This window comes from Paeniglutamicibacter gangotriensis Lz1y, assembly GCF_000348945.1.
Lineage (GTDB): Bacteria > Actinomycetota > Actinomycetes > Actinomycetales > Micrococcaceae > Paeniglutamicibacter > Paeniglutamicibacter gangotriensis.
This window is the reverse complement of record NZ_AOCK01000002.1, coordinates 156,087-179,851: the sequence shown is the minus strand read 5'-3', so window position 1 is coordinate 179,851 and position 23,765 is coordinate 156,087. Positions and strand designations below refer to the sequence as shown.

19 protein-coding genes are annotated in these 23,765 nt (G+C 63.7%); 13 read left to right on the top strand and 6 right to left on the bottom strand.

What is annotated here, in order from left to right; all coding sequences use genetic code 11:
- Window positions 1-106: 106 nt before the first annotated feature.
- From ADIAG_RS03845 to ADIAG_RS20725, 3 genes are read right to left on the bottom strand one after another with little or no spacing between them, the layout of a single operon-like run.
- Window positions 107-3,619, bottom strand: coding sequence for an ATP-dependent helicase (locus tag ADIAG_RS03845; protein WP_007269998.1), 3,513 nt, complete (start codon window positions 3,617-3,619; stop codon window positions 107-109).
- Window positions 3,616-7,032 (bottom strand): ATP-dependent helicase, encoded by a 3,417-nt coding sequence (locus ADIAG_RS03840; protein WP_152426039.1) that lies wholly within the window; start codon window positions 7,030-7,032, stop codon window positions 3,616-3,618. Before ADIAG_RS03840 ends, ADIAG_RS03845 begins: the two co-directional genes overlap by 4 nt.
- An 8-nt stretch (window positions 7,033-7,040) precedes the next feature.
- The gene (locus ADIAG_RS20725) at window positions 7,041-7,490 is read right to left on the bottom strand and encodes an MGMT family protein (RefSeq protein ID WP_007269996.1); all 450 of its coding nucleotides are present in this window, start codon (window positions 7,488-7,490) and stop codon (window positions 7,041-7,043) included.
- A gap of 104 nt (window positions 7,491-7,594) precedes the next feature.
- Between ADIAG_RS20725 and ADIAG_RS03830 the strand changes: the two genes are divergently transcribed.
- From ADIAG_RS03830 to ADIAG_RS03810, 5 genes are all read left to right on the top strand, one after another.
- Window positions 7,595-8,275, top strand: a complete 681-nt coding sequence (locus ADIAG_RS03830; protein ID WP_043473259.1) for a 3'-5' exonuclease — start codon at window positions 7,595-7,597, stop codon at window positions 8,273-8,275.
- A 429-nt stretch (window positions 8,276-8,704) separates the two neighbouring features.
- Entirely contained in the window at window positions 8,705-9,697 is a 993-nt protein-coding gene (locus ADIAG_RS03825) for a methionine ABC transporter ATP-binding protein (protein ID WP_043473256.1), read from the top strand.
- A gap of 3 nt (window positions 9,698-9,700) precedes the next feature.
- Complete coding sequence (locus tag ADIAG_RS03820; protein WP_007269993.1) at window positions 9,701-10,381, top strand: methionine ABC transporter permease; 681 nt, start codon at window positions 9,701-9,703, stop codon at window positions 10,379-10,381.
- A 134-nt stretch (window positions 10,382-10,515) separates the two neighbouring features.
- A complete protein-coding gene (locus ADIAG_RS03815; protein WP_007269992.1) occupies window positions 10,516-11,367 on the top strand; it encodes a MetQ/NlpA family ABC transporter substrate-binding protein in 852 nt (283 codons plus the stop codon).
- Between the two features lie 107 nt (window positions 11,368-11,474).
- Entirely contained in the window at window positions 11,475-12,179 is a 705-nt protein-coding gene (locus ADIAG_RS03810) for a MarR family winged helix-turn-helix transcriptional regulator (RefSeq protein ID WP_235045823.1), read from the top strand.
- Window positions 12,180-12,523: 344 nt separating this feature from the next.
- On the opposite strand, the gene ADIAG_RS03805 is transcribed toward ADIAG_RS03810, so the two are convergent.
- The 3 genes from ADIAG_RS03805 to ADIAG_RS03795 all read right to left on the bottom strand — a co-directional run bounded on the left by ADIAG_RS03805 (window position 12,524) and on the right by ADIAG_RS03795 (window position 16,586).
- The gene (locus ADIAG_RS03805) at window positions 12,524-14,161 is read right to left on the bottom strand and encodes an NAD(P)/FAD-dependent oxidoreductase (protein ID WP_007269990.1); all 1,638 of its coding nucleotides are present in this window, start codon (window positions 14,159-14,161) and stop codon (window positions 12,524-12,526) included.
- 128 nt (window positions 14,162-14,289) lie between these two features.
- Entirely contained in the window at window positions 14,290-15,768 is a 1,479-nt protein-coding gene (locus ADIAG_RS03800) for an SDR family oxidoreductase (protein ID WP_007269989.1), read from the bottom strand.
- Window positions 15,765-16,586 (bottom strand): tryptophan-rich sensory protein, encoded by an 822-nt coding sequence (locus ADIAG_RS03795; RefSeq protein WP_007269988.1) that lies wholly within the window; start codon window positions 16,584-16,586, stop codon window positions 15,765-15,767. The genes ADIAG_RS03800 and ADIAG_RS03795 overlap by 4 nt, the downstream gene beginning before the upstream one ends.
- A 126-nt stretch (window positions 16,587-16,712) precedes the next feature.
- Between ADIAG_RS03795 and ADIAG_RS03790 the strand changes: the two genes are divergently transcribed.
- Genes ADIAG_RS03790 through ADIAG_RS03755 form a run of 8 tightly spaced genes read left to right on the top strand, consistent with a single transcriptional unit; the run spans window position 16,713 to window position 23,753 of the window.
- On the top strand, window positions 16,713-17,210 hold the full coding sequence (locus tag ADIAG_RS03790; protein WP_007269987.1) for a MarR family winged helix-turn-helix transcriptional regulator: 498 nt from the start codon (window positions 16,713-16,715) through the stop codon (window positions 17,208-17,210).
- Window positions 17,207-18,298, top strand: a complete 1,092-nt coding sequence (locus ADIAG_RS03785) for a polyprenyl synthetase family protein (RefSeq protein WP_007269986.1) — start codon at window positions 17,207-17,209, stop codon at window positions 18,296-18,298. Before ADIAG_RS03790 ends, ADIAG_RS03785 begins: the two co-directional genes overlap by 4 nt.
- 3 nt (window positions 18,299-18,301) lie before the next feature.
- Complete coding sequence (locus ADIAG_RS03780; protein ID WP_007269985.1) at window positions 18,302-19,180, top strand: phytoene/squalene synthase family protein; 879 nt, start codon at window positions 18,302-18,304, stop codon at window positions 19,178-19,180.
- Window positions 19,177-20,802: a phytoene desaturase family protein gene (gene crtI / locus ADIAG_RS03775; RefSeq protein ID WP_007269984.1), complete on the top strand. Its 1,626-nt coding sequence runs from the start codon at window positions 19,177-19,179 to the stop codon at window positions 20,800-20,802. Before ADIAG_RS03780 ends, crtI begins: the two co-directional genes overlap by 4 nt.
- Entirely contained in the window at window positions 20,799-21,137 is a 339-nt protein-coding gene (locus ADIAG_RS03770; protein ID WP_007269983.1) for a lycopene cyclase domain-containing protein, read from the top strand. Before crtI ends, ADIAG_RS03770 begins: the two co-directional genes overlap by 4 nt.
- On the top strand, window positions 21,134-21,460 hold the full coding sequence (locus tag ADIAG_RS03765; RefSeq protein ID WP_007269982.1) for a lycopene cyclase domain-containing protein: 327 nt from the start codon (window positions 21,134-21,136) through the stop codon (window positions 21,458-21,460). The genes ADIAG_RS03770 and ADIAG_RS03765 overlap by 4 nt, the downstream gene beginning before the upstream one ends.
- Window positions 21,457-22,314 (top strand): prenyltransferase, encoded by an 858-nt coding sequence (locus ADIAG_RS03760; RefSeq protein ID WP_007269981.1) that lies wholly within the window; start codon window positions 21,457-21,459, stop codon window positions 22,312-22,314. The genes ADIAG_RS03765 and ADIAG_RS03760 overlap by 4 nt, the downstream gene beginning before the upstream one ends.
- A 35-nt stretch (window positions 22,315-22,349) precedes the next feature.
- Window positions 22,350-23,753: a cryptochrome/photolyase family protein gene (locus ADIAG_RS03755; protein WP_007269980.1), complete on the top strand. Its 1,404-nt coding sequence runs from the start codon at window positions 22,350-22,352 to the stop codon at window positions 23,751-23,753.
- The last annotated feature ends 12 nt before the right edge of the window (window positions 23,754-23,765 follow it).

Here is a 23,765-nt window from a genome sequence, read left to right as displayed (position 1 = left end):
CCCGGCCCTGCGCACGTACCACGAGGCGCCGTCCCCGAGCGGGGGGCGGCGCCTCTTGGCGTGGATTGCTTCTACGCGTCGAAGAGCCCGTTCCTGAGCCGAAGACCTAGGCGTTCAGCGCGTCCATCGATTCGCTGATCAGGTTCTCCAGTTCCGCCTCGTCGGCCAGGTCGTGCGGCCTGATGGTGGTGCCGGTGCCTACATAGTAAAACGCCGCACAGACCTCGGAGACCTCGATGCCGCGCAGGCGGGCCCAGCCCAACCGGTACACCGCCAGTTGCAGCGCCTTGATCCGCAGTTCCTCACCACGCGGAACCCGGCCGGTTTTCCAGTCCACCAGCAGCCAGGCGCCGTCGGGCTCCTGGAAGATCGCATCGATGCGTCCGCGTACCGACACCGGGCCGATCCGTGTCTCGATGGCGGCCTCCACGAAGGCCGGCTGGCGGTTGGCCCACTCGGATTGAAGGAACGCGCGCTTCATCTCCTCCAGGTCCAAGGCGTCGTCGATGTACGCGTCGGCAGCCTCCATGTACTCGCCCAGTTCCAGCATCCCGGTGGAATCGAAGTACTCCTCCAGCCAGGCGTGGAACGCGGTGCCACGGCGGGCGGCAGTACCGGGACGACGCGGAACCGGGCGGCGCAGCTCTGCCAGCACCGCCGCGGCATCGGTGGCCAGATCCACGAACACCGAGGCGCGCACGTGCTTCGGCACCCCGGTCCGGCGCTCATCGGCAGCTTCTTGATCCTTGCGTGCCAACAGGATCCGGGCCTCGTGGAACCAGCCTTCCCCGATTTCGGTCCGCGCCGAACTCTGCACCGGGTCCTCGTCTCCGGCGGGAGCAAACGCTGCCTCAGCATCGTCAGACTCCGCGGCGATCCGTGCGGCCTTCAGCACTGCGGCGCTCGCGGCTTCCAGCTTGGCGCGACGGCCCGCCGGTCGCGGGCGTTGGACCCCGCCGCCGGTAATCACCGGGCCCTCCAAGGGGTCATAGGGCCAGCGAGCCTCCAGGGGTTGCTCGCGGAACGGGTTGGCTTCGGGGGCCTCGTCGTCCTGGACCCAGCTGCTGGTTTCCGCGGCGGGCTGGGCAAGTTCGGTCAGCGGAAGCATGTCCAACAGGAATCCTGACGGGTCGGTCAGCTTGGTGCGCGTCCCGGTCCAGGCGGTGGCCGAGCAGACCAACAACGTCTTGGCCCGGGTCAGGGCCACGTAGGCCAGACGCCGTTCCTCCAGCTCGGCGTGCGCCAGTACCTCGGACTTGAAAAAACCTTCGGCCTTGACCACGTCAAAAAGCGATTCCTGCTCGGTGTCCCATTGCGGCAAGTCATGCCTGTCCCCGCGCAGCGGCCAGGGCAGTGCCGAGTCCCCGCTGGTCCAGCGCGAGTCATTCGCGCTGGGGAAGATCCCGGCGTTCATACCGGTCACCGCAACCACATCCCATTCCAGGCCCTTGGAGGCGTGGATGGTCAGCAACTGCACCGCCTCCGGGTTCGATTCCCCGGGCACGATCGGCAGCCCGCCCTCCTTCTCGGCAGCTGCCTCCAACCAGGTCAGGAACCCGGCTAAATCCACGCGGGTGGAGGTGGCGGCGTAGTCCTGGGCGATGTCGGCGAAGGCATCCAGGTGGCGCCGGGCCTCATGGATCCCGACCCCGGGCTTGGCGGCCACCTCAAGGTCCAGCCCCATGGTGCGCTCGGTTTCGCGCAGCAACGTCTCCAAGTCGTCGTCGATGAAACCCCGCAGGTAGCGCAGTTCATCGCGCAGCTTGGTCAGCCGAGTTCTGGCTTCGTCGCTCAGCGCGCGCCCGTCACCGGAAACCCAGTCCGGATGCGGCAGGTAATCCAGCGCCTCCACCAGGCTCGCGGCATCGTTCAGCTCGGCCCGAGCTTCACCACGGGTGACTTCCTCGGCGCTTTCGGGGGTGTCGAGGGACTGGGTGACCCCGTCCTTGAGCGCGAATTCGCGGCGGCGGGCCAGGAAACGCGACCAATCGGCGAAGGCCATCAGGTCCGCCGGGCCGATGCGCCATCTGGCTCCGGCCAACAACCGCACCAGGTGGTCGGAGCGGTTGGGATCCACCAGCACGTTAAGCGTGGCCACGATGTCAGCGACCTCGGGCATGCCCAGCAGCCCGCCCAGGCCCAGAACTTCGTAGGGAATGCCAGCGTCTTCCAGCCCGCGAGCCACAGGCATCAACCCCGAGCGAGTGCGGCAGAGCACCGCCATGGTGGGGTTGCGCCCGTGTGCGGCGGCGAAGGAAGAACGCTCCTGGGCGAAGCGGGCGGCCAGCGCCGCAGCCTCCGCGCCGCCGGTGGCATAGCGGGCCAGTTCCACCGCACCGGTGCCGGCGAACGCACTGGGTTTGAGCGAGGGCACCTCGATGCCCTCCGGGGAAACCGAGTTCAGCTTCGCCGAGACGGCGTTGGCAGCTGCCAGCACGTTCACGGAGTTGCGCCACGCGGTGGACAGGTACGCCACCGAGGCGGGGCGCAGCCGGCCCGGGCCGGTGCCGGAGGTTTCCGGCGCAGCAGTGGAGGTCTTGTCTTGGGCCGGGGCACCGTCGATGAGTGCAGGGAATTCTGTTGGGAAGCGGAAGAGCTGCCCGGCCGAAGCCCCGCGGAAACCGTAGATGGACTGGTTGGGATCCCCCACCGCGGTCAAGGCATGCCCTTCGCCGAAGATGCAGGAAAAGAGCACCATCTGGGCGTGCGAGGTGTCCTGGAACTCGTCGAGCAGCACCACCTTGAAGCGTGCGCGTTCACTATGTGCTGCCTCGGGGATCTGCCGGGCAATGCGGGCTGCCAAGGCCACCAGGTCCCCGTAGTCCAGGGCACCGCGGGCGGCCTTGGCGTGGGCGTAGTCCACCGCGAGTTCGGCGATGGTGGCGCGGGTGCGCAACTTATCCAGCAGTTTGCGCGCCTCCACCGAGGGCGCGGCCTGCTTATCGATGCGGTAGGGCAGGGCCTGAAGCCGGCCCACCAGCTCATCGATCCACTGCCTGGCGTAGACCGGGTCCACCAGGTGTTCGGCGCACTCCCCGGCGAAGGTCACCACGGCGTCGATGAGCGTGTTCTTGGAGGAGGCCAGGTGCTCGTAGTCCCCGGAATAGCCTTCGACGACGGCTGCGGCTACCTGCCAGGCCTGCGCGGTACCCAACAGCGCGGTATCGGATTCCACCCCGATGCGCAGCCCGTGTTCCTTCACCAGCGTGTTGGCGTAGGAGTGGTAGGTGGAGACCGTGGGATCCAGCAGCCCCTCCTCGTCGAGTTCCAGCAGCCCGGAGCGGGCCAGTTTCTCCAGCTGCCCGCGGATCCGCTGGGCCAGCTCGCCTGCGGCCTTGCGGGTGAAGGTCACGCCCAGGATTTCCTCGGGGCGCACCTTTTGGTTGGCGACCAGCCAGATGACCCGATCGGCCATCGTGGCGGTTTTCCCCGATCCGGCCCCGGCAATGACCAGCAAGGGTTCCAGCGGGGAGGAGATGATCGCTGATTGTTCTGCGGTGGGTAGGTGCTGGCCCAGGATCCCTGCCAGTTCTTCGGGCGAATACACCCGCGGCGCCGGAGGCGGCGCCTCGGATTCGGCTCCGGGTGCGGTGTGGGTTCTTTCTTCACTCCGGCTCATGGCTCGGTGACCTGCCTTCCTTCGGAACACAATGGACAGATACCCGGCAACCGGCAATTGCTGCCGCGTCGGCCTCCGCGGGCCGGGTCATGGCGGGAGAGGAAGTCCGCGTCGCCCATCAATTGCGCGGCGGCCAGCACCATGGGCGTGGCCCAATCCTCGTCTGTGATGGCCGGCTGGGCTTGTTCGCGCGGGGATTTGGTGGTGGTGCCAAGTTGCACCAGGGAGGCCCCGGCCGGCGTCCGGGTCAGTTCCTCCCCCGTGTGCCCGGCGAGCGCCCCGTTGATGACCGCTGCCTGGTAGGCGCCCAGTTGCGGGTGTTTTTCCACGTCCTTGCCGCTGGGCTGCGATTTTCCGGTCTTCAGGTCCACCACCCAGGGGTTGGAGGATTCATCGGCCTCGACCCGGTCCACGACCCCGCGCAGCAGGGCCGCGCGCGGGGCACGGGCATCGGGCAAGGTCTCGGGGTCCGAGCCCGCGGCCGCTTCTGACACCGCAGTGCTTCCGGGTGCGGGGATCAGGACCTCGAAGGGGATTTCCCGGCCGATAAGCCGGCGCTTTTCGGTACGCATCATCACGTTGTATTGGGCCAGCTTCTGGAGCATCGATTCGGCGCGTTCACGGTCCCGTGCCCCCTCCCAGTTCTGAGGCATCTCCAGTTCGCCCCAGCGTTTCTCGAGGACCGCCAGGTACTCGGAACCGCCGGCCTCCGGGTGTTCCTCGGCGATCGAGTGCACCAGGGTACCCAGGGAGCGGGCGAAGTCGGTGGCAGCTTCCCCGCCGACGGCCTGCACAAACCAGTTCAGTGGGGAGTTCATCACCGCTTCGACCTTCGAGGGCGAAACCTTCACCGGTTCCCCGGCCGGGACCACCGGACCACTGGAGGTGGGCTCGGCCAATCCCCACCAGCTTGATGGGTGGGCGCCGCGGACCGCGTGCGGGGCAGCGACCAACGCCCCCAACACGTCGGTGGCATCGCGGTGCAGGTCCTCACGGTCCGCATCCAGTGCGGTGGCCTCGGCGGCCTGGCGCAGTTCGGCCACCAGTGCGCCCAGCGCCCGCGGACGCGGGACAAAGACGGTCCGCCGGCCGGCCACGGCTCCTGCCGGGTCCACGATGTCCAGAAACGAGGAGGGGGAGGTGTCTTCGGAGGCCACGGCGATCGCGATGACCTTGCTGCGCGCCCGGGAGACCGCGTTGGCGAAGGTGCGCAGTTCATCGGCCCGGGTTTCGCGGATCAGTGCGGCGATGTTGCGCACCGGCAGGATCGCCGGGCCGTGTTCGATCACATCGCTCAGCGCCCCTCCCCCGAGCAGCTCGCCGCGCAATTTGATGTTGGGCCAGATACCCTCCTGCATGCCCGGGATCAGCACCAGATCCCATTCGCGTCCGGCCGCAGCAGCGGTGGTCAGCACCTGCACCGAGGGGCGGGACCCGCCGCGACTGGCCAGGGTGTCCATGGGCAGTTCCTGGCCCAGCACGTGCTCGACAAACTGGGCCACGGAGGAACCGGGCAGCTGGTCCACGAAGCGTTCGGCGGACTGGAAGATCGCCAGCATCGCATCCAGATCATGGTCCGCTCGGGTTCCCAGGATGCCGCCGGCCAATGCGGTGGTCGTCCATTTTTCGGCCATCCCACTGGCTGCCCAGAGGGACCACAACGCGGTTTCGGCGTTGCCGGTGCCGGCCGCAAGTTCGGCACGCAGGGCCTGGTACATCCGGGCCAGGCGCCTGGCTCCGGCGGCCTCGCGGCCCATGGTTTCCAACAGCTCAAGCTCATCGAGCATCCCGGCGAGTAGTTCGGCGCTGGAACGGTTTCCACCCAATCCCACCTCATGGCGGCGCAAACCCTGGCGCAGCCTACGCACATCGAGGGCCGAGGCCGTCGCGTACCTGGACATCAGCAATTCCTGGAGCAGCAGCGGGTCCTGCTGCGCCTCGGGATCCAGCGCCAGGGTCATCAAATCAAGCAGCGGGCGCACCGCCGGTTCCTCGCGCAGCGGGGTTTCCGCCGGCGGAGTGTTCACCGCAATGCCTGCCCCGGCCAGATACTTGGCCATGGAGCGAACCTGCGAGCCGTTGCGCAACACCACCGCCATGTCTTCAAGCGGGCGGCGCCCGATGAGGTGTTCTTCCAGGATCCGCTGGGCCACCAGACGCTCCTCGTGGATCGGCGAATCAACTAACAACACTTCGAGGCTGCCCGGCACCGTCGCCGGTGCACCGTCGAGCTCTGTGGCTTCCCCGTCACCGATTTCCGGCGCCTCCGGATCGTCCGGCAGCGCGGAGGCGGCAGGGGAATTACGGGATGCTTCCGGGGCAGCATCTGCACCCTGCTCGAACACCAGGATCCGGCCGGCACCTCCGGCTGCCACGGGGATGCGACGGGCGATTCTGCCCCACGCGGTGGCAAGCTCCGGGTTCAGTCGGTAGGAGTGGTGCAGTTCCAGGATTCGGGCGGGTGCCTTCAAGGTGCCCAGGCGCGATTCGAACTCACCGAGCATGTCGGGCCGTGCCCCACGGAATCCCTGGACCACATTGTCGGGCACCGCGAAGGCCACCAGGTCTCGTCCGCGGGCGAGCAGCCCCAGCAGGCGTTGCTGGGCGGGGTTGGCTTCTTGCAGGTCATCGACCATGACCAGCTGCAAGCGGTCGTGTTCGGTGGCCAGGAACCGTGGGTTGTCCTCCAGGATGGTTGCCGCAGCGGCCAGCAGCCCGGCGGGGTCGAAGGCTTCTGCACTGCCCAGATCCAACAGGTCCCGGTACTCCTGGTAGAAGCGTGCCGCGGCCACCCACTCGGGACGGTTCAGCTCCTCACCAAGGTCTTGCAGTTCGCCGGCATACAGCCCGTGCTCGGAGATCCTGTCGAAGAGCTCACGCAGCTCCTTGCGGAATCCGCGGGTGCCGATGGCCTCAGCAAGGGATTCCGGCCATCCCGGACCGGGGGTGATTTCTTGGGCGTGGCCCTCCAACAGATGCCCGATGAGGGTGTCCTGCTCGGGTCCGGAGAGCAACCGCGGCGGTCGCGCCAGGGCTGGCAGCAACCCGTCGAGCCGGGCACGGCGAATCAGGTCGAAGGCGTAGGCGGACCAGGTGCGCACAGCTGGCTCGGAGAACGTCTTGTCGGTGCTCTCGGACAGATCATCGCGCAGCGAAGCGGCGGAGACACGGGTGGGCGAAAGCACCAGCACCTGCTGCGGATCCAGCCCGGCATCCAGCCGGCGTGCCAGCACCCGTAGCAGCGTCGTGGTCTTGCCGGTTCCAGGCCCTCCAAGGACCAGCACCGGCCCGTGGCCCGCTTCCAAATCCAGGGCTTCTTGCTGCCTCGCGTCCTCGACGAAGGTGCCTGCGGCGGGCGCGGCCGCATCCTGCTGATGCGCGGCGGTGTCCGGGGCGGAATTGCGGGTGTCCATGTGCTCCATCAGATCATTCGCGGGTGACGTTTAGGAATCGGCAGCGCCGCGGCCACCTTGTCGATGCACGCGTGGTCGGCCTCGGTGGGGATCCAGCGCGCGAGTTTCATCTGCACCCGGGTATCGGTGTGCGGGGTCTGCTCATCCGCCCAGTGTGGCTCGGCAAGCGGCTGAAGCGCTGCGGGCATGGTGCCGTTGGAACGCAACACTCGCCACCAGGTGACTTCCGAGCCACCGCGGCCCATCACCTTGCCGACCTGGCGCGGGCCGCCTGCACCCAGCAGTTCAGCGATGTCACCGTAGGACAGGACCTTGCCGGACGGGATCATGGCCACGACGGCGAAGACCGCCTCGTCGTACTCCCACTGGGCACCGTCCGCCGGGACGTTCCGTGGGGGTTCCGTTTCTCCTGGAACCGGCCCGCCACCTGCCTCTTTCACCACATTCTCCTTCGCCATTTTGCACCGACCTTCATCCATTATCGGGCCTGGGTCGGTGTGTTCCTCCGCAACCGGCGATGCGGAGGGGCAAAGTGTCTCCGGTTCCCGGTAGCGTTGGTCCCATGACTTCTTGGCATACACTCCCCCGCGCCGCGTTCGACCTCGAGACCACCGGGCGTGACCCGCTCGATGCGCGCATCGTCACCGCCTCCATCGTCGTGGTCAACGGGCGTTCAGAAATCCTCCAGACCAAGGAGTGGCTGGTCGATCCCGGTGTGGCTATCCCGGAAGAGGCTTCGGCCATCCACGGGGTCACCACGGACAAGGCCCAGGCCGAAGGCATGGACGCGGCCACAGCGGTCGCCGAGATCTCCGCGTTCCTAGCAGATTTGTTCCAGACCATGCCGGTCATGGCGTTCAATGCCGCCTACGACTTCACGGTGCTCGATCGCGAGGCCAAGCGCCACGGATTGGCAGTGATCGCGCCGGCACCGGTCATTGACCCGTACATCTTGGACAAGCAGGTCGACAAGTATCGCCGCGGCAAGCGGAATCTCTCGGTGATGAGCGAGTTCTACGGTGTGCAGTTGCTCAATGCGCATACGTCCACGGCCGATGCCGCAGCCACCATCGGTATTGCCGACGCACAGGCGGCAAAGTACTCGGCACTTCAGACCGACCCCGCCGAGTTGCATACGCAGCAGGTCAAATGGGCGGCGGAACAGGCAGCCAGCCTGCAGGAATACTTCCGGCGCAAGAATCCAGAAGCCGTTGTTGACGGCCAGTGGCCGGTCAAGGCCTAATAGCCCCTAACCACACAGCTTCGAAGGGACCCCTGAACACCCAGGGTCCCTTCCGCGTTTTCGGACGGTGCGCCGAAGAACGCTTGGAACCGTGGTGTAGCCACGAATCGCGGCCGCGTGCCCCGGTCCCGAGGCACCTAGCTGCCCGCAATACAACGACACATTTCCCACTCCGAAACCCCGCTCCGGGCGCCACGTGAGACGTTTCACCCTAGGTTCGAGCAACCCCACCGCACCCCTCAGGCCAACCAATTCATCGTGATCTTCGGCCTTTCCCCTCTTCACGAAACAAACAGATTGCTATTCTCGCTTAACCGTCGGTCCGATTCAATGAACGGCAGCAGTCCACCACGATTGCGCCGCAATCGTTCGACAGTGATTGAATATTCAGTACCCCTTTTCTTTTTGATTGCTAAGGACACCCCCCCTTTGATCACAGTCACTGACCTGCGCAAGGTCTACCAGCAGGGCGAACGCACCGTCGTCGCCCTTGATGGCGTCTCCTTGCACGTCGATGCCGGCCGAATCCACGGCATCATCGGCCACTCCGGCGCCGGTAAGTCAACCCTTGTCCGCTGCTTGACGTTGCTTGACCGCCCCACCTCCGGCTCGGTTGCCGTCAACAATAAGGAACTGGCCAACGTCTCCGATGCAGACCTGCGCACCGCACGTCGCCGCATCGGCATGGTCTTCCAACATGCCAACCTGATGGATTCGCGCACCACTGCGCAAAACGTCGCCTTCCCACTCGAACTGATCGGCACACCCAAGGCCCGAATCGCCGAGAAGGTCACGGCCCTGCTGGAGCTCGTCGGATTGACTCAGTTCGCCGATGCATACCCGGCCCAGCTTTCCGGTGGCCAACGCCAGCGCGTCGGTATTGCCCGCGCATTGTCCTCGGATCCCGATGTGCTGCTCTGCGACGAGCCGACCAGCGCATTGGACCCCAAGACCACCGACGAGATCCTCGCATTGATCAAATCAGTGCGTGACCGATTGAACCTCACGGTCTTGATCATCACCCACGAAATGAACGTCGTGAAGCAGGCCTGCGATTCCGTTTCACTTCTTGAAGCAGGCCGCATCGTCGAGCACGGTGACATCGAAACGGTCGTCGCTAACCCGACCGGACGCCTCTCCCAAGCATTGCTGCCGATGCCCGGAAAATTGCCGGCAGATCTTCCCGCTGGCGTGGTCCTGGATCTACTGTACTCAGGGAACCAAGCCGCAGATCCGGTAATCTCCTCGATCGCCCGAACCTTCGATGTGGATGTGAACGTGATTGCAGGTTCCGTCGAGCAACTGGGCGAACACCAGTTCGCGCACCTGCGCATCGCGCTTCCGGAAGGGGCGGACATTACCGCTATCACCAACCACCTGCTCGCCAACGGTGTTGCTGTGACGCCCAAGGAGGCTAAGTAGGCCATGGACTTCTTCAACGATCTAGTCACCAACCCCGGCATCACCAAGGCCATGCTCCCCGCGTTTCTCGAGACCCTGCAGATGACCGGCATCTCCGGTTTCTTCACGGTCCTGGTCGGTCTTCCGTTGGGAATTCTGCTGTTGAACACCGCTAAGGGTGGGTTGACCCCGATCCCTTGGTTGAATTTCGTGCTCTCTAGCATCATCACCAACATCACCCGTTCGATCCCCTTCGCTATCCTGATGCTTTCGCTGATTCCCTTCGCAACGCTGCTAGTCGGCGTCTCCCTGGGCCCGGTCGCAGCCTCGGTATCACTGACCATTGGCACCATCCCGTTCTTCGCCCGCTTAGTGGAATCCGCGCTGCGTGATGTCTCCACCGGAAAGATCGATGCGGCCTTGGTCATGGGCTCAACAAAGATGCAGGTTACTCGCAAGGTGTTGGTCCCCGAGGCACTGCCGGGCATCATCGCGGCAACCACGACGACTATCGTCACGCTCATCGGGTACTCCGCCATGGCGGGACTCGTCGGCGGCGGAGGACTGGGCCGATTGGCCTACAACTACGGTTTCCAGCGCTACGACGGAACGGTCATGATCGTGACCATCGTGATCATGGTGATCCTGGTCCAGCTGGTCCAGATCCTCGGAGACTGGTTCGCCCGCCTGGTGGACCACCGCTAAACCGCCCGGGGCACCACCCCGAGCTCCACAGAATTCCGACGGTTCATCCCGCCGGCGCGCAGCCAGTTGCCGCTAGCTGCGTTTGTTATCCGGTGTCGCCGACACCGGAACTTGATGAAAAGGAAGCGCATCCCATGCGTAAGAAACTCGCACTTGCCCTGACCGGTGTCGCCACGCTGTTCGCACTGACGGCTTGCGGAGGCGGCACTGCCACCACCCCCAGCGCGGAAGCAACACTCGACCCAGCCAACCCGACCATTGTGAAGGTCGGCTCCAGCCCGATCCCGCATGCCCAGATCCTCCAGTACATCGATGAGAACCTGGCCAAGGATGCGGGCATCGACCTGGAAATTACCGAAATCGACGACTACCAGACGCCGAACATCGCACTGGCCGACAAGACCCTCGATGCGAACTACTTCCAGACCGAGGCATACCTCGCTGACCAGGTCGAGACCAAGGGATACAAGTTCGAGCACGGCGTGGGCATCCACGTCGAGCCGCTGACCGTCTTCTCCAAGAAGTTCACGGACATCGCCGAGGTCACCGAGGGCTCCATCGTGCTGTTGAACAACGACCCGGTGAACCAGCTGCGCGGCCTGCGCGTCCTGGAAACCGCCGGCGTGCTCACCGGCCTCGAGGACACCGACTCGGCACTGACCCTTGAAGGCGATGATGCCAAGAACCCGAAGAAGCTGACGTTCAAGGAAGTCAACTCCGAACAGGTTCCCAAGTTCTACGCCGAGGATCCGAGCATCGGTCTTTCAGTCATCAACGGCAACTACATCGCCCAGGCGAAACTGAACCTGGACGAGGTCGTAGCCCAAGAATCAGCAATCGACAACCCCAACGCCAACTTCCTCACCTGGCGTGAAGGCGAAGAAACCCCGGCCATCGCCAAGCTCGAGGAGCTGCTGCATTCTGCCGAGGTCAGCGACTACATCAAGAAGACCTGGACCGACGGAAGCGTCATTCCGGCCTTCTAGACACTACGGCCAGACGGCCGTGGCGTTTCGGCCAATTTTCCGTTAGCGCGGGATTCCAAGTGCGGTGCATGCCTGTCCCTGTCAGGGTCCATGCACCGCACTTCTCCGTGGGGCGTACCAACACTGCCCTTCATCCCGGCGCCGTCGCGGTAAGGAAAACACTCCGATGCCTGTTCACCGAGGCAACGGTCGTAACATGGGAAGACCGATTACGACATCTTGACCGGAGAGGGGTGCGCCCACTGGAAAACGAAGAACTTCCAACGATCTACAACCTCGATTCAAGCGACCCCCGCAGCGAGTTGATCGACAGGTCCGGGGTTGACGAATCGGCACTGAAGCAGATCGATCGCATCATGTCAGAGATGGGCAGGTTGCGCGCGGTCGAACGAAAGATCTCCCGCGCGTCCCAACAATTCATGAAGCTCAACGAGACCGACATGCGCGCGGTCCGTCTCCTGATTTCTGCAAAAAACACCGGTTCGTCCGTCACGCCAAGCATGCTGGCCAAGCATTTGAAGATCAGCACGGCCTCGGTGACCAAAATGATTGACAAGATGGAAAAGGCCGGACACGTGCTCCGCACCGTCAATCCCGCCGACCGGCGGTCACTCTGCGTCCAAGTCACCAACGAGACGCATAGTGCCGCCCGGGATCACGTCGGACGTCATCACGCCGCTCGTTTCGGTGCTGCTGTGCGACTGAGTGACTCAGAGCGGGAAACCGTCATTCGCTTCCTCGCCGAAACCGCGTTTGACCTTGAAACAAGCATTGATGACATGGCCGATCGGAAGACACCTGACCTACCATGAGCCATGAGCCATGAGCCATGAGCCATGAGCCATGAGCCGTGAGCCGTGAGCCGTGAGGGAAGCGTAGCGGAAAACGAACAACGCTGGTTTCAAATCGCCACCTACCAGCGGAGTTCGTAAACACCTTGCCCCCCCCCGGTGTCAGACAGGTCCGCCCTTTCCCAAGTCTGCTCCCGGGCAGAGAAGCTCCATGGTGTCTCGATGCTTGGGTGGATCAGGAACACAACCCCGGGGCGAACTCACGCGCCGGAGCAATTACGGTGACCGGAAAACGACCTTCGACACGGCTACCACCGTAGGGCTGCGCAGCGCTGAGCACCAGGGATTGATGGTTTCCTTTCAGATCATCTTGACGCGAGCAATTTGCGCAGGGCGATGCGGTAGCCCGCTTGGGCAATCACGGCGCCAAGGGGCCTTAACCGACGTGGAAGCCACGCAGGTCGCAGGCTCTGGGACCAAGTGACCACCACGTAGGTGCCTGCTTGCTCAACAGTGGCGTGCACTTCCCCCGCCACTGGTCCGAACTTCGACACCGCCAGATTGCCGAGGGTTCCTGGCCCCGGGGGATCTGCCTGTCGCACCATCATGCGGTCCGTCATTCTCATTGCTCCTACACGTGTCAGGCCAACAAATTCCAGGCCTTCATGCATGTGGCTTGCCGCGGGCGACACCGTGGTGAACGGGATTGCTGCGGTGTGGGCATCCAGATCGATCAGTTTTTTCCAGAGGTCCTGTGCGTTGCCTGGCATCCTCAGCTCTACGGTGAAGGTGTCATTGACAGATCCGGGCCTGCTTCCTGCGCTTCGCTCAGCACCAAGTGCCGCAGCCGCAGCAGCGCCGCTGGCCAAGGCACCTTGGATGGATGCTTCCGCCGTGTCACCGGCAATGATGACACCGGACAATGTGCTGGACAAAGGGCAGTGCCCTGGTTTGATCGCCGGCAGTGCATCGGGGATGTCGTGGCGCACCAGCAACTGCCAATCGGGGTTTTCCACTCCTAGGATGTCGGCGGCTTGGGCCAAGGCGTCGACATCGTCCACACCGTGTTCGCCCACAGCTGTGGCTTGCACCAGATGGCGGCCTGCCGGAGCGTATGAGGGACAGATGTTCGAGATGACCGAGGCGTGGACGAGCCTGGCGCCTTCGCGCACGTCAACGTGCAAGAAGACCGATCCACTTGGGCGCTTGGTCGCTGCGAACCACCACGTCGTGATCGAGTTCATGGCAGGTTCCGGCTGTCCGGTCAGTCTCGCGCTGGCCCGTGGTCCGGCAGCTACCACCACCCGATCGGCGCTCAGCCGTTCCCCGGAGGTGCAGTGCACCGTGACACGACCATCCTTAGTGCTCAGTGACTCGACGCCCGTGGAGAACCGGATGCGGTGCTCCACGGGTTCGGCCAGCTGGTGAGCTATCGCGCCCATTCCCTGTGCCGGCAGTGAAGGGATCGCCTTGGCGAAGTAACCGGCGAGTTTTAGGGCGAAGGGGGCAGAGATTTCCAGCTCCGTGTCCCCCACCACCCCGGCGAAGAAACGCTGAACGACCTTGCCTGCGGGGTCCGAAAACCCGGCGCCGTTAGTGCTCTGGCGCAAGGTGCGTGATCCGTCGCGCGCCAGACGGATCCACCGAACCATGGCGCGAAGATCGGCCAAAGCAAGGGTTCCACCGAACAATTCCGGGATCCGGGAAGGATGGCGCAAGGGGTCGGCCAGCACAACAATGCCTCGGTCATTACGGACAGCGACGCCTCGTCCCGATGCGTGCAAATCCAATGCCACAAGCTCCAGTGCGCGCTTGACCTCGGGGTAGCCCGGATTCACAAGCTGGAAACCGCGATCACAGAGAAATCCGTCAACCACCTCGGTGCGGACGCGTCCGCCGAGCCGTTCGGAGGACTCCAATATCGTGACCTCGTGCCCCTGCCGGAGGGCGAGTCCGGCTGCGTACAAGCCCGCCAGCCCCGCACCGATGACTAGAACTTCCATGGTCTTTCCTTATTCTCTTTAGGCGGCAGGCTTCCCGTGGGTAGCGTAGTTGGCGGGGGCGGCGACACGTTGTGGTCTTCCCATTTGCTGCGCAGCACTGCGTGGATCCATGACAGGCTCCCGGCGCTTCAGCGTTCTGACTTTTCCTCCTCGAGGCTCTCGGCTGCGCTGGTGATCCGCTTGGCCATGGAGGAGAAGATGATGCCGTGGAACGGCAGGATCGAGAACCAGTAGAGGCATCCGGCCAGACCACGAGGGAAGAACACGGCGCGCTGGCGGTAGTGACTTCCCCCACCGTCTTTGGGTTCAACCGAGAGCTCGAGCCAGGCCCGCCCGGGCACCCGCATTTCGGCACGCAACCGCAACAGTTCATCGGGCACCAGAGCTTCCACACGCCACCAGTCCAACGGGTCACCCAGAGCCAGGGTGGTGGGGCTGCGCCGACCGCGGCGCAATCCCACTCCGCCGACCATCTTGTCCATCAGTCCACGCAACGCCCAGATGCCGGGCAAGGAGTAATAGCCCGTTTTGCCGCCGATCCCCTGGATCACGGTGAACAAGGAGGCAGGCGATGCGGTGCTTTCGCGTGCCCGGTCATCGGTGTAAACCCGTCGTCCGGCCCAATCCGGGTCCGAGGGCAGGGATTCAGCGGGCAACGCCAGTGCCTGGGCGGTGGCCCACGTTGTCAGTACCTCGTCGTTCTCCATCTTGGCCAAGGCAAGTTCCACGGAACGGCGGTAGTCGATGAGGCCTTCTTCAGGGGGCTCAATGATCTCGTCGATATGCGAATTGCGAACCACGCAGTCATGTTGCAACGATTCCACCAACGGGATCGCCAAGGAACGGGGAATCGGGGTTACCAGGTTCACCCACTGGGCCGACAGCCACGGGGTGAGCACCGGCAACGACAAAATGGCCGGACGGCGCAGTTGCGCAGCGTCGGCATAGATGCGCATGATGTCCGCATAGGAGTAGGCATCGGGGCCGCCAATGTCATACGCGCCGCAGACATCCGACGGAAGATCCGCGGCGCGGCTCAGGTAGTGGAGGGCATCACGTACGGCGATGGGTTGGACTTTGTTCAGGACCCAGCGCGGGGCCGGCATCACCGGCAGGACGTCGGTGAGATGTCGGACCATCTCAAAGCTTGCAGACCCCGAACCGATGATGAGTCCCGCCTGCAGAGTGAGGGTCGGGATGCCGCTGCGCTCCAGGATCTTGCCCACCCTGACCCGTGAGGTCAGATGTCGGCTCAGCTCCCCCTCCGGGTGCAGACCCGAAAGATACACCAACCGTTTGACTTCCTCTCCCTTGGCCGCCTCAACGATGGTGTTGGCGCACTTCTCCTCCACCGAGACGAAATCCGATCGTCCGCCCATGGAGTGAACAAGGTAGTAGAGGACATCCACGCCTTCGCATAACTCACGTGCTGCTCGGTGGTCAGTCAGGTCACCTTCGACGACCTCGACTTCCGACCGCCACGGAACATCGCGAAGGGCACTGGCCCGCCGGGTCATCACCCGGATCTTGTGCCCCTGGGCCAACAAGATCGGGACCAATCTGCCTCCGATGTATCCGGTGGCGCCGGTGACTGCTATGACGCTCATGGGTGAACCGTCGTTCTCTTAGTGGTTGGTTCCGCGGATCGCAGACGCCAGGCGGCCGCTGCGGCAAAGACAAGCAGGATCCCGGCGGAGACAAAAGCGCCGAGCGCGACGGTTGCAGTGGTCAAGCCGCCATCACTGCGTCCGACGCCGATCCAGGCTATGCCCCAGATCATGGCCAGGGCGACCGAGACGTGGCCACGGGAATACACCACAGTGCCGGCGCCGATAAGTGCCGCAACCACACACATGGCAATCGCAGCGGTTTCGATCCACGGTGCATCACGCCCCAGGCCCAGGGATGCCAGCCATGCGGCGATGTTGGCCACCGCCGCCACGCTGACCCAGCCCAGGTAAGGGCCAAAAGTCGCCCACATGATCCAGCGTTCCGCTGCTGATTCCATGGGGTTTTTGACCATGAGCATGAACATGCGGATCAGCACCAGCAGTAGCACCAGTATGACGACCACGCTGAAGCCCAGCCAGTTCAGTTGCACCACACCAAGCCACAGGGCATTGAGGATTGCCGAAACCGCTGCCAGCGGGCGCAGACGGCGCTGGGTAGGTGATTGTCTGGCCTTGCGGGTCAGCTGCCAGATCGCGTAGACCGCCAATCCCGCGTAGACCAAGCTCCAGATCGAAAAAGCTCCGCTTCCGGGAGCCAAGAGCGTGCTGTCGGCGCCCAACCGGCCTTGGGCCGCGTCTTGGACCGGCGTTCCTCCTGCGGCTCCACTGCCATAGAAAGCGCCGACGATGGCCGCCAGCACCGCTGCTGTTGTCAGGATCGGTACGGTTGGGCCGACGTTGACATTGGTGTCCATCAGGGGTTCCTCCTGGGATTCTGGAGTATTTCAGTGGCGGAAATTGCTCCTCCACTCGACAAACACTATCCTGTTAATCAATGATGTAGCTAGATAAGCTAGTAATCAACCTGTGGAGATAAAGCAATGGGCCTTACCCCGGAGGATGTTTCAGCCGTTCATCCCGCCTCAAAGCTGCTGTCGGAGGTCTTGGTTCAAAATGGTGTCTTGGAGCGCGCCTTGTGCCGCTACCTCAACACCAATGAAACCGACCTGCAGGCTCTGCAGCATTTGATACGCGCCCACAACTTGACACCCAGTGGGCTGGCCGCCCGGTTGCAGATTTCCACGGCAGCTACCACGGCAGTCATTGACCGGATGAGTGAGCGCGGGCATGTGGAGCGAAACCCCCACCCCAGCGACCGGCGAAGCCAGCTGATTTCCGCGAGTCCGGCAGCCGTGCAACAAGTCCTGGCGGCACTTCGCCCCCTTTTCAACGACGCCGAACGCGTCATTGGCGGGTTCGGACGCCATGAACAAGCCGCAGTGGTACGTTATCTTGAAGCCACGCTTGAGGCAATGAACTCCCTGATTGACGATTTCCTGCAATCCCCAGACACCACTAACCGGAGCCCACGATCATGAGCCAGCCAACCCGGAGCGCGACGCAGGGTCACGGAGTCCCTGCCGGGGCACAGCCACCAGAGACCACGGTGGCGGTGCGCAACGAACTCCAAGCAATCATCTCCCGGCAGCAGGAGTCAGCAACTGGGTATTCCCCTGCGACCGGAATCATGTGGGAACGCATCGGTTCAGCCTTGGGTGGCGGAAAACTGACCCGCCCGCAGCTGGTGATGCTGGGCTTCGAGGCCTTCGGCGGCACCGACACCCGCAACGCCGTGCTACTGGGATGCGCATTCGAGCTGCTGCACGGATCCCTGCTGATGCATGACGACATGATCGACAGGGACTTCGTGCGGCGCGGGAAACCCACGCTATCCGCCCTCTACCGGGACGAAGCCCTGGCCATGGGCAGGAACATGCGCGATGCCGAGCATGCAGGCCATTCTGCGGCCGTGATCGCCGGGGATTTATTGCTGAGCACCGCGATCAGGCTGAGCGTCACCGCTGCCTCGTCGTGCGCCTCCGCAGAGGCCATCATCGACTCCTTCCAGCGCTGTATCCACCATGCCGGAGCCGGCGAACTCGAGGACCTTCTCTACTCCCTGAACGATTCCCCGGCGAAGGTCCAAGAGGTCCTGCGCATGGAAGAACTCAAGACCGCCGGATATTCCTTCCAAGTGCCGTTGGAAACCGGTGCGCTACTCGCTGGCGCCAGCCTCGAACAGGCCGCCGCGATCGGAGGCATAGGAAGCCAGCTCGGCGTCGCCTACCAACTGATAGACGACGTGTTGGGGACCTTCGGGGATCCAGGGGTCACCGGCAAGTCCATTGAATCGGACCTGCGCGAGGGCAAGAGCACCATCCTCACGGCCTTGGCTTCCACGACCCCGGCCTTCTCCGCAAACCTTCAGCTCTTCCGTGAACAACGCGTCGATATCGACACGGTGCGCCAGAGCCTGGAACACACGGGGGCCGAATCCTTGGCCAGGCAACTTGCCGACGAATTGTGCAATTCCGCCACCCAGGCAGCCTTGGGCATGCGCCTGCCCCCGCGGGCAACGGAATCGATCGAGGGTTTCGCCTCGCTGATCTTGCGCAGAGGGGCCTAGCCCATGGAACCCACTGCACTTGAGCGTTACACCGCTGCCGCCTCACGCAGCTCACGGGTGGTCATCACCCAATACTCAACATCCTTTTCCCTGGCCTGCAGGATGCTGGATCGTGCCACGCGCCTGCACATCTCCAACATCTATGCGCTGGTGAGATTGGCGGACGAAGTCGTCGACGGGGTGGCAAGCGAGGCAGGACTCGGACCCGCGGCCGTTGCCGAGGCCCTGCAACGCCTGGAGGAAGAGACCGAAGCCGCGCTGCGCACCGGATACAGCACCAACCTCATAGTCCATGCCTTTGCCTGCACAGCGCGCAGCCAAGGCATCGGCACCACTCTCACGCGCCCGTTCTTCGCTTCGATGCGCAGCGACCTGTCGGTGGACACCCATGACGCCGCAACGCTTGAGGACTACATCTACGGTTCCGCCGAGGTGGTCGGCCTGATGTGCCTGGAGGTCTTTCGCAAGATGCCCCATGCACCCTCGGGCCATGACTGCGACCTCGATTCCGCCGCCCGGCACCTGGGCGCCGCTTTCCAGAAGGTCAACTTCCTGCGCGACCTTGCCGAGGACACCAGCGAACTGGGCCGCAGCTATTTTCCCGGGCTGGACCCGAAAGCCTTCAGCGACAAGCACAAGGACCAATTGGTCACCGAGATCCGTGCCGACCTGGAAATGGCGGCCATCGGCATACGCCATCTGGCCCCTCGAGCCGCCCATGCGGTAGGCACCGCGCACGGACTCTTCGAGGCACTGGTCGATGAACTGGACAGCACTCCCGCCAGCGAGCTTTTGCGCAGGCGGATATCCGTACCCAATAGACGCAAGGCCTTGATCGCCTTGCGCTCCAGTTGGGGATACCGACGAAAGGCCGCAGCATGAGCCCGAAAGAACACCCCGTCCAGTCCCCTGCAGACATCGTGGTCATTGGCGGCGGATTTTCCGGACTGGCCACCGCCGGCCTGTTGGCCCGATCCGGACACCGCGTGACGTTGCTCGAAAAGCAGGATGAACTCGGGGGCAGGGCCGGACGCCTGCATCGGGACGGGTTCAACTTCGACACCGGTCCCTCCTGGTACTTGATGCCAGAAGTCATCGAGCACTGGTTCGAGCTCATGGGAACATCCACCGATCAGAAGCTGGAGTTGGCCGACCTGGCCGTGGGCTACCGCACCTGGTTCGAGGGCCACCCAAAACCACTGGACATGCCCACCGGAGACGGAGCGGCCGCTGCCTTCGAGTCGATCCAGCCCGGCGCCGGAGAGGCCTTGGAGGCCTACCTCGCCAAGGCGAAAACCAGCTACGAGCTGTCCCTGGAAAACTTCCTCTACGACGACTTCGCCTCTCCGAAGCCGTTCATGAATCCGACAACCTTGAGTTTGCTGCCGCAATTGGCTCCGCTGCTCACCGGTTCCCTGGATTCATTCGTGGCCAAGCGTTTCACCGACCCCCGTTTACGCCAGATCTTGGGCTACCCCGCGGTCTTCCTGGGCTCCAGCCCCAAGCGCACCCCGGCGCTCTATCACCTGATGAGCCACCTGGATTTGACCCAGGGCGTCAAATACCCGATGGGGGGATTCATGGCGCTGGTCGATGCCATGGTCGCGCTATGTAGGGAAACCGGCGTGGAGATCATCACCGGTGCCACGGTGGACGCCATCGAGACACTGGGCACCGGCAAGGAGGCACGCGTCAGCGGGGTCCGATGGCTGGACGCGCAGCACAAGACCCAGCGGCGGCAGGCAGGAATCGTCGTTGGAGCCGCGGACCTGCATCATGTGGAAACCACATTGCTTCCCCCTGCCCTGCGAGCCTCCTCCGAAGCGGCGTGGAAACGCCGGGATCCAGGTCCCAGCGCCGTTTTGCTGTGTCTGGGCATCCGCGGAAAGCTGCCAGAACTTAGCCACCACAATCTGTTCTTCACCCGTGACTGGGATGATAACTTCTCCCGCATCCACCGCGGCGAGGAACTGGCCAAAGAAACCAGCATCTACGTGTGCATGCCCAGCGCCACGGACCCCTCCGTCGCACCGGCCGAGCACGAGAACCTCTTTGTTCTTGTCCCCTCCCCGGCGCTGCCGCAGTGGGGCAAGGGAGGAGCGGACGGCACCGGAAGCAAGGCCGTCGAGGCGGTCGCCGATGCAGCCCTGGCACAAATCGCCCGCTGGAGCGGGGTCACGGACCTGGCCGAGCGCGTCGTGGTGCGCCAGAGCTATGGTCCCGGGGATTTCGTGGAAAACGTCAACGCCTGGCAGGGCGGTGCCTTGGGCCTGGCCCACACGCTGGCCCAAAGCGCCTTTTTCCGTCCCGCCAACAAGAATGCCAAGGTCACCGGGCTTTACTACGCCGGCAGTTCCGTGCGACCTGGCATCGGCATTCCCATGTGCTTGATCAGTGCCGAGATCATCGCCAAGGCCGTCAACGGTATCAAGGATCCCGGCCCGTTCGACTTGGACGCCGTGTCCATGGGTCCCAACGGCAACGAGCCGGCAGGACGTTCATGATCTATCTCGCCATACTGCTCACGCTCATTGCCTGCATGGTTTTGCTTGACGCGAAGTTTCGGCTTGTCATTTTTGCTTCCCCGCTGGCTGCATCGGTTTCACTGTTGGGCGGAACCGGCATGTTTCTGCTCTGGGACATCATCGCGATCGACCAAGGAATATTCCTGCACCGAGATTCAACGCTGATGACGGGCATCATGCTCGGGGACCAGTTGCCACTTGAGGAAGCCTTCTTCCTGTTCTTCCTGTGCTACCAGACGATGGTGCTGGTCACTGGATACCTGGCTTGGCGTAGACACCGGGCCAAAGCCGCCGGAAAGGTCGAGGCCCGATGAGTTTCGCAACGCTTTCCATTTGCTTCCTTCTCGGTTCGTTGGCCCTTTTCCTGCTGGCCGTGCGCCTACGCCGGATCCGGCTGCGCGCCGTCCTGCCGGCCCTCGGTGTCTCCGTGGCCATCTTGTTCGGACTGACGGCCGTGTTCGATAACCTGATGATCTATTCGGGACTCTTTGACTACGAAAGTGAAACGCTGCTCGGTGTGCATCTGGGCTTGGCACCAATCGAGGACTTCACCTATCCGCTTGCCGCAGTGCTCTTCGTTCCCGCCCTGTGGTGGCTTTGCGGGGGACTCTCCCCGATCTTGGAGGAACAAGAATGATCCATGAGCTCTTCATGACCAGCCGGCCCATCTCATGGGTCAACACCGCGTTTCCCTTTGCCTCCGCATACCTGCTGACCACCGGTGTCATCGATTGGCTCTGGATCGTGGGAACGATCTTCTTCCTGATCCCCTACAATCTGGCGATGTACGGGATCAACGATGTCTTCGACTACGAATCCGACCTCTTGAACCCCCGCAAGGGCGGGGCCGAGGGAGCCCTGGTTGAACGCAGCCGGCACCGTGGGATCCTCATAGCCTGCCTCGTGGCCACCGTCCCGTTCCTCGTGGTGCTGGGCATCGCCGGTTCGTGGGAGGCCAACCTGGTGCTGCTGGTCTCGATGCTCGCGGTCTTGGCCTACAGCGCTCCGAAACTGCGATTCAAGGAACGACCCTTCGTTGATTCGCTGACCTCCAGCACGCACTTTGTTTCCCCGGCCGTCTATGGGATGGTCCTGGCCGGGGCGCAATTCAACGCACCGCTGCTGGCCTTGCTTCTGGCCTTCTTCCTCTGGGGAATGGCCTCCCACGCCTTCGGCGCCGTGCAGGACATCGTTCCAGACCGTGCCGCTTCCCTGGGTTCCATCGGGACCGTACTGGGAGCCAAGTGGACGGTGCGCGGCGCGGCGCTTGCATATCTGGCCGCCGGGGTGCTGTTGCTGGCCACCGAGTGGCCCGGCCCGTTGGCCGGTTTGCTGGCCCTGCCCTATGTGGCCAACGTGCTGCCCTACGCCAATCTCAACGACGTCGATTCAGAACGTGCCCATACCGGGTGGGTCAGGTTTCTCTGGCTTAACTACGTCACCGGGTTCTTCATCACCATGATCCTGATTTGGTACGCGTTCGTCCGCTAGGACAGCAAACCACCAGTACATCGAAAGGCACGACAGTGAGCCAACAGCCCACCACCTTGATGTGGTTCCGCGACGACCTTCGTCTGGCCGACAATCCCGCACTGGAGGCCGCCATGGCGAGTGGCCAGGTCACGGCACTGTTCATCCTCGACGAGGAATCGACGGGTATACGACAGCTGGGAGGCGCAGCCCGCTGGTGGTTGCACCACGGCCTTGAAGCCCTCTCCCGGGACCTGGATTCGATCGGCGTCCCACTGCAACTGCACCGCGGTCCGGCGGCCATCATCCTGCCAGGGGTGATGAAGGCCGAAGGGGCCTCGGAGGTGCACTGGAACCGGCGCTATGGCGGGCCCGAACGCACGGTGGACACCACCGTCAAGGAACTGGTGCAAGCGGCCGGAGCCACTGCGCACAGCCATTCCGGATCACTGCTTCACGAACCCTGGGTCCCGCAGACCCAGGACGGCAGGCCATTCAAGGTCTTCACCCCTTTCTACAACGCCGTGCAACGCCTTCAACTGCGTCCGGCACTTGGAGAACCCTCCGCACAGCTCCCTCCCCCTCCCCCGGCAAAACAGCATGCCGGGGACAACCTGGCCCAGTGGAGGCTGTTGCCGTCCAAGCCAGACTGGTCCCGCGGTCTGGCTCAGGCGTGGACACCCGGTGAGCGCGGTGCTCACGAGCGTCTTCAGAGGGTTTTGGAAGAGGTCGCCGGGGACTACGGCGAGGGGCGCAACCGCCCGGATCTAGACGGAACCTCTCGACTTTCCCCCGCCCTGCGATGGGGCCACTTGAGCCCGGTGCAGGTCTGGGAGTCACTCAGTGCCACCATCTCGGCCCATCCCGAGCAGGCCGAGGGAGCACGTGCGATGATGCGCCAGCTGGTGTGGCGGGACTTCTGCTGGAACCTGCTCTACCACCACCCGGCTTTGCCGACCCGGAACCTTCGCCCCGAATTCGACGTCTTCGACTGGGCATGGCCCGTGCAAGCCCCCGATCACGATGCTTCCGAAGAGCACCTGGTCCAGGAGCTAGCGGCTTGGCGTGGTGGCGAGACCGGCTTCGGGATGGTCGATGCGGGAATGCAGCAGCTTTGGCAGACCGGTTGGATGCACAATCGGGTGCGCATGGTCACCGCAAGCTTCCTGGTCAAGAACCTCGGAATCCATTGGCGGATCGGCGAGGAATGGTTCTGGGACACGTTGGTGGATGCCGATGCCGCGTCCAACCCCGCCAATTGGCAATGGGTCGCCGGATGCGGAGCAGACGCTTCGCCGTTTTTCAGGGTCTTCAACCCCGAGCTGCAAGCCAAGAAGTTCGACCCTCGCGGATCATACGTATCCCGCTTTGCCCCGATGCCATCTCCGGAGCCCGTGGTGGATCTAAAAATCTCGCGTGCCGCGGCACTGGAGTCCTACGCACGGATGAAGCAACACTGAACCCACGGTGCG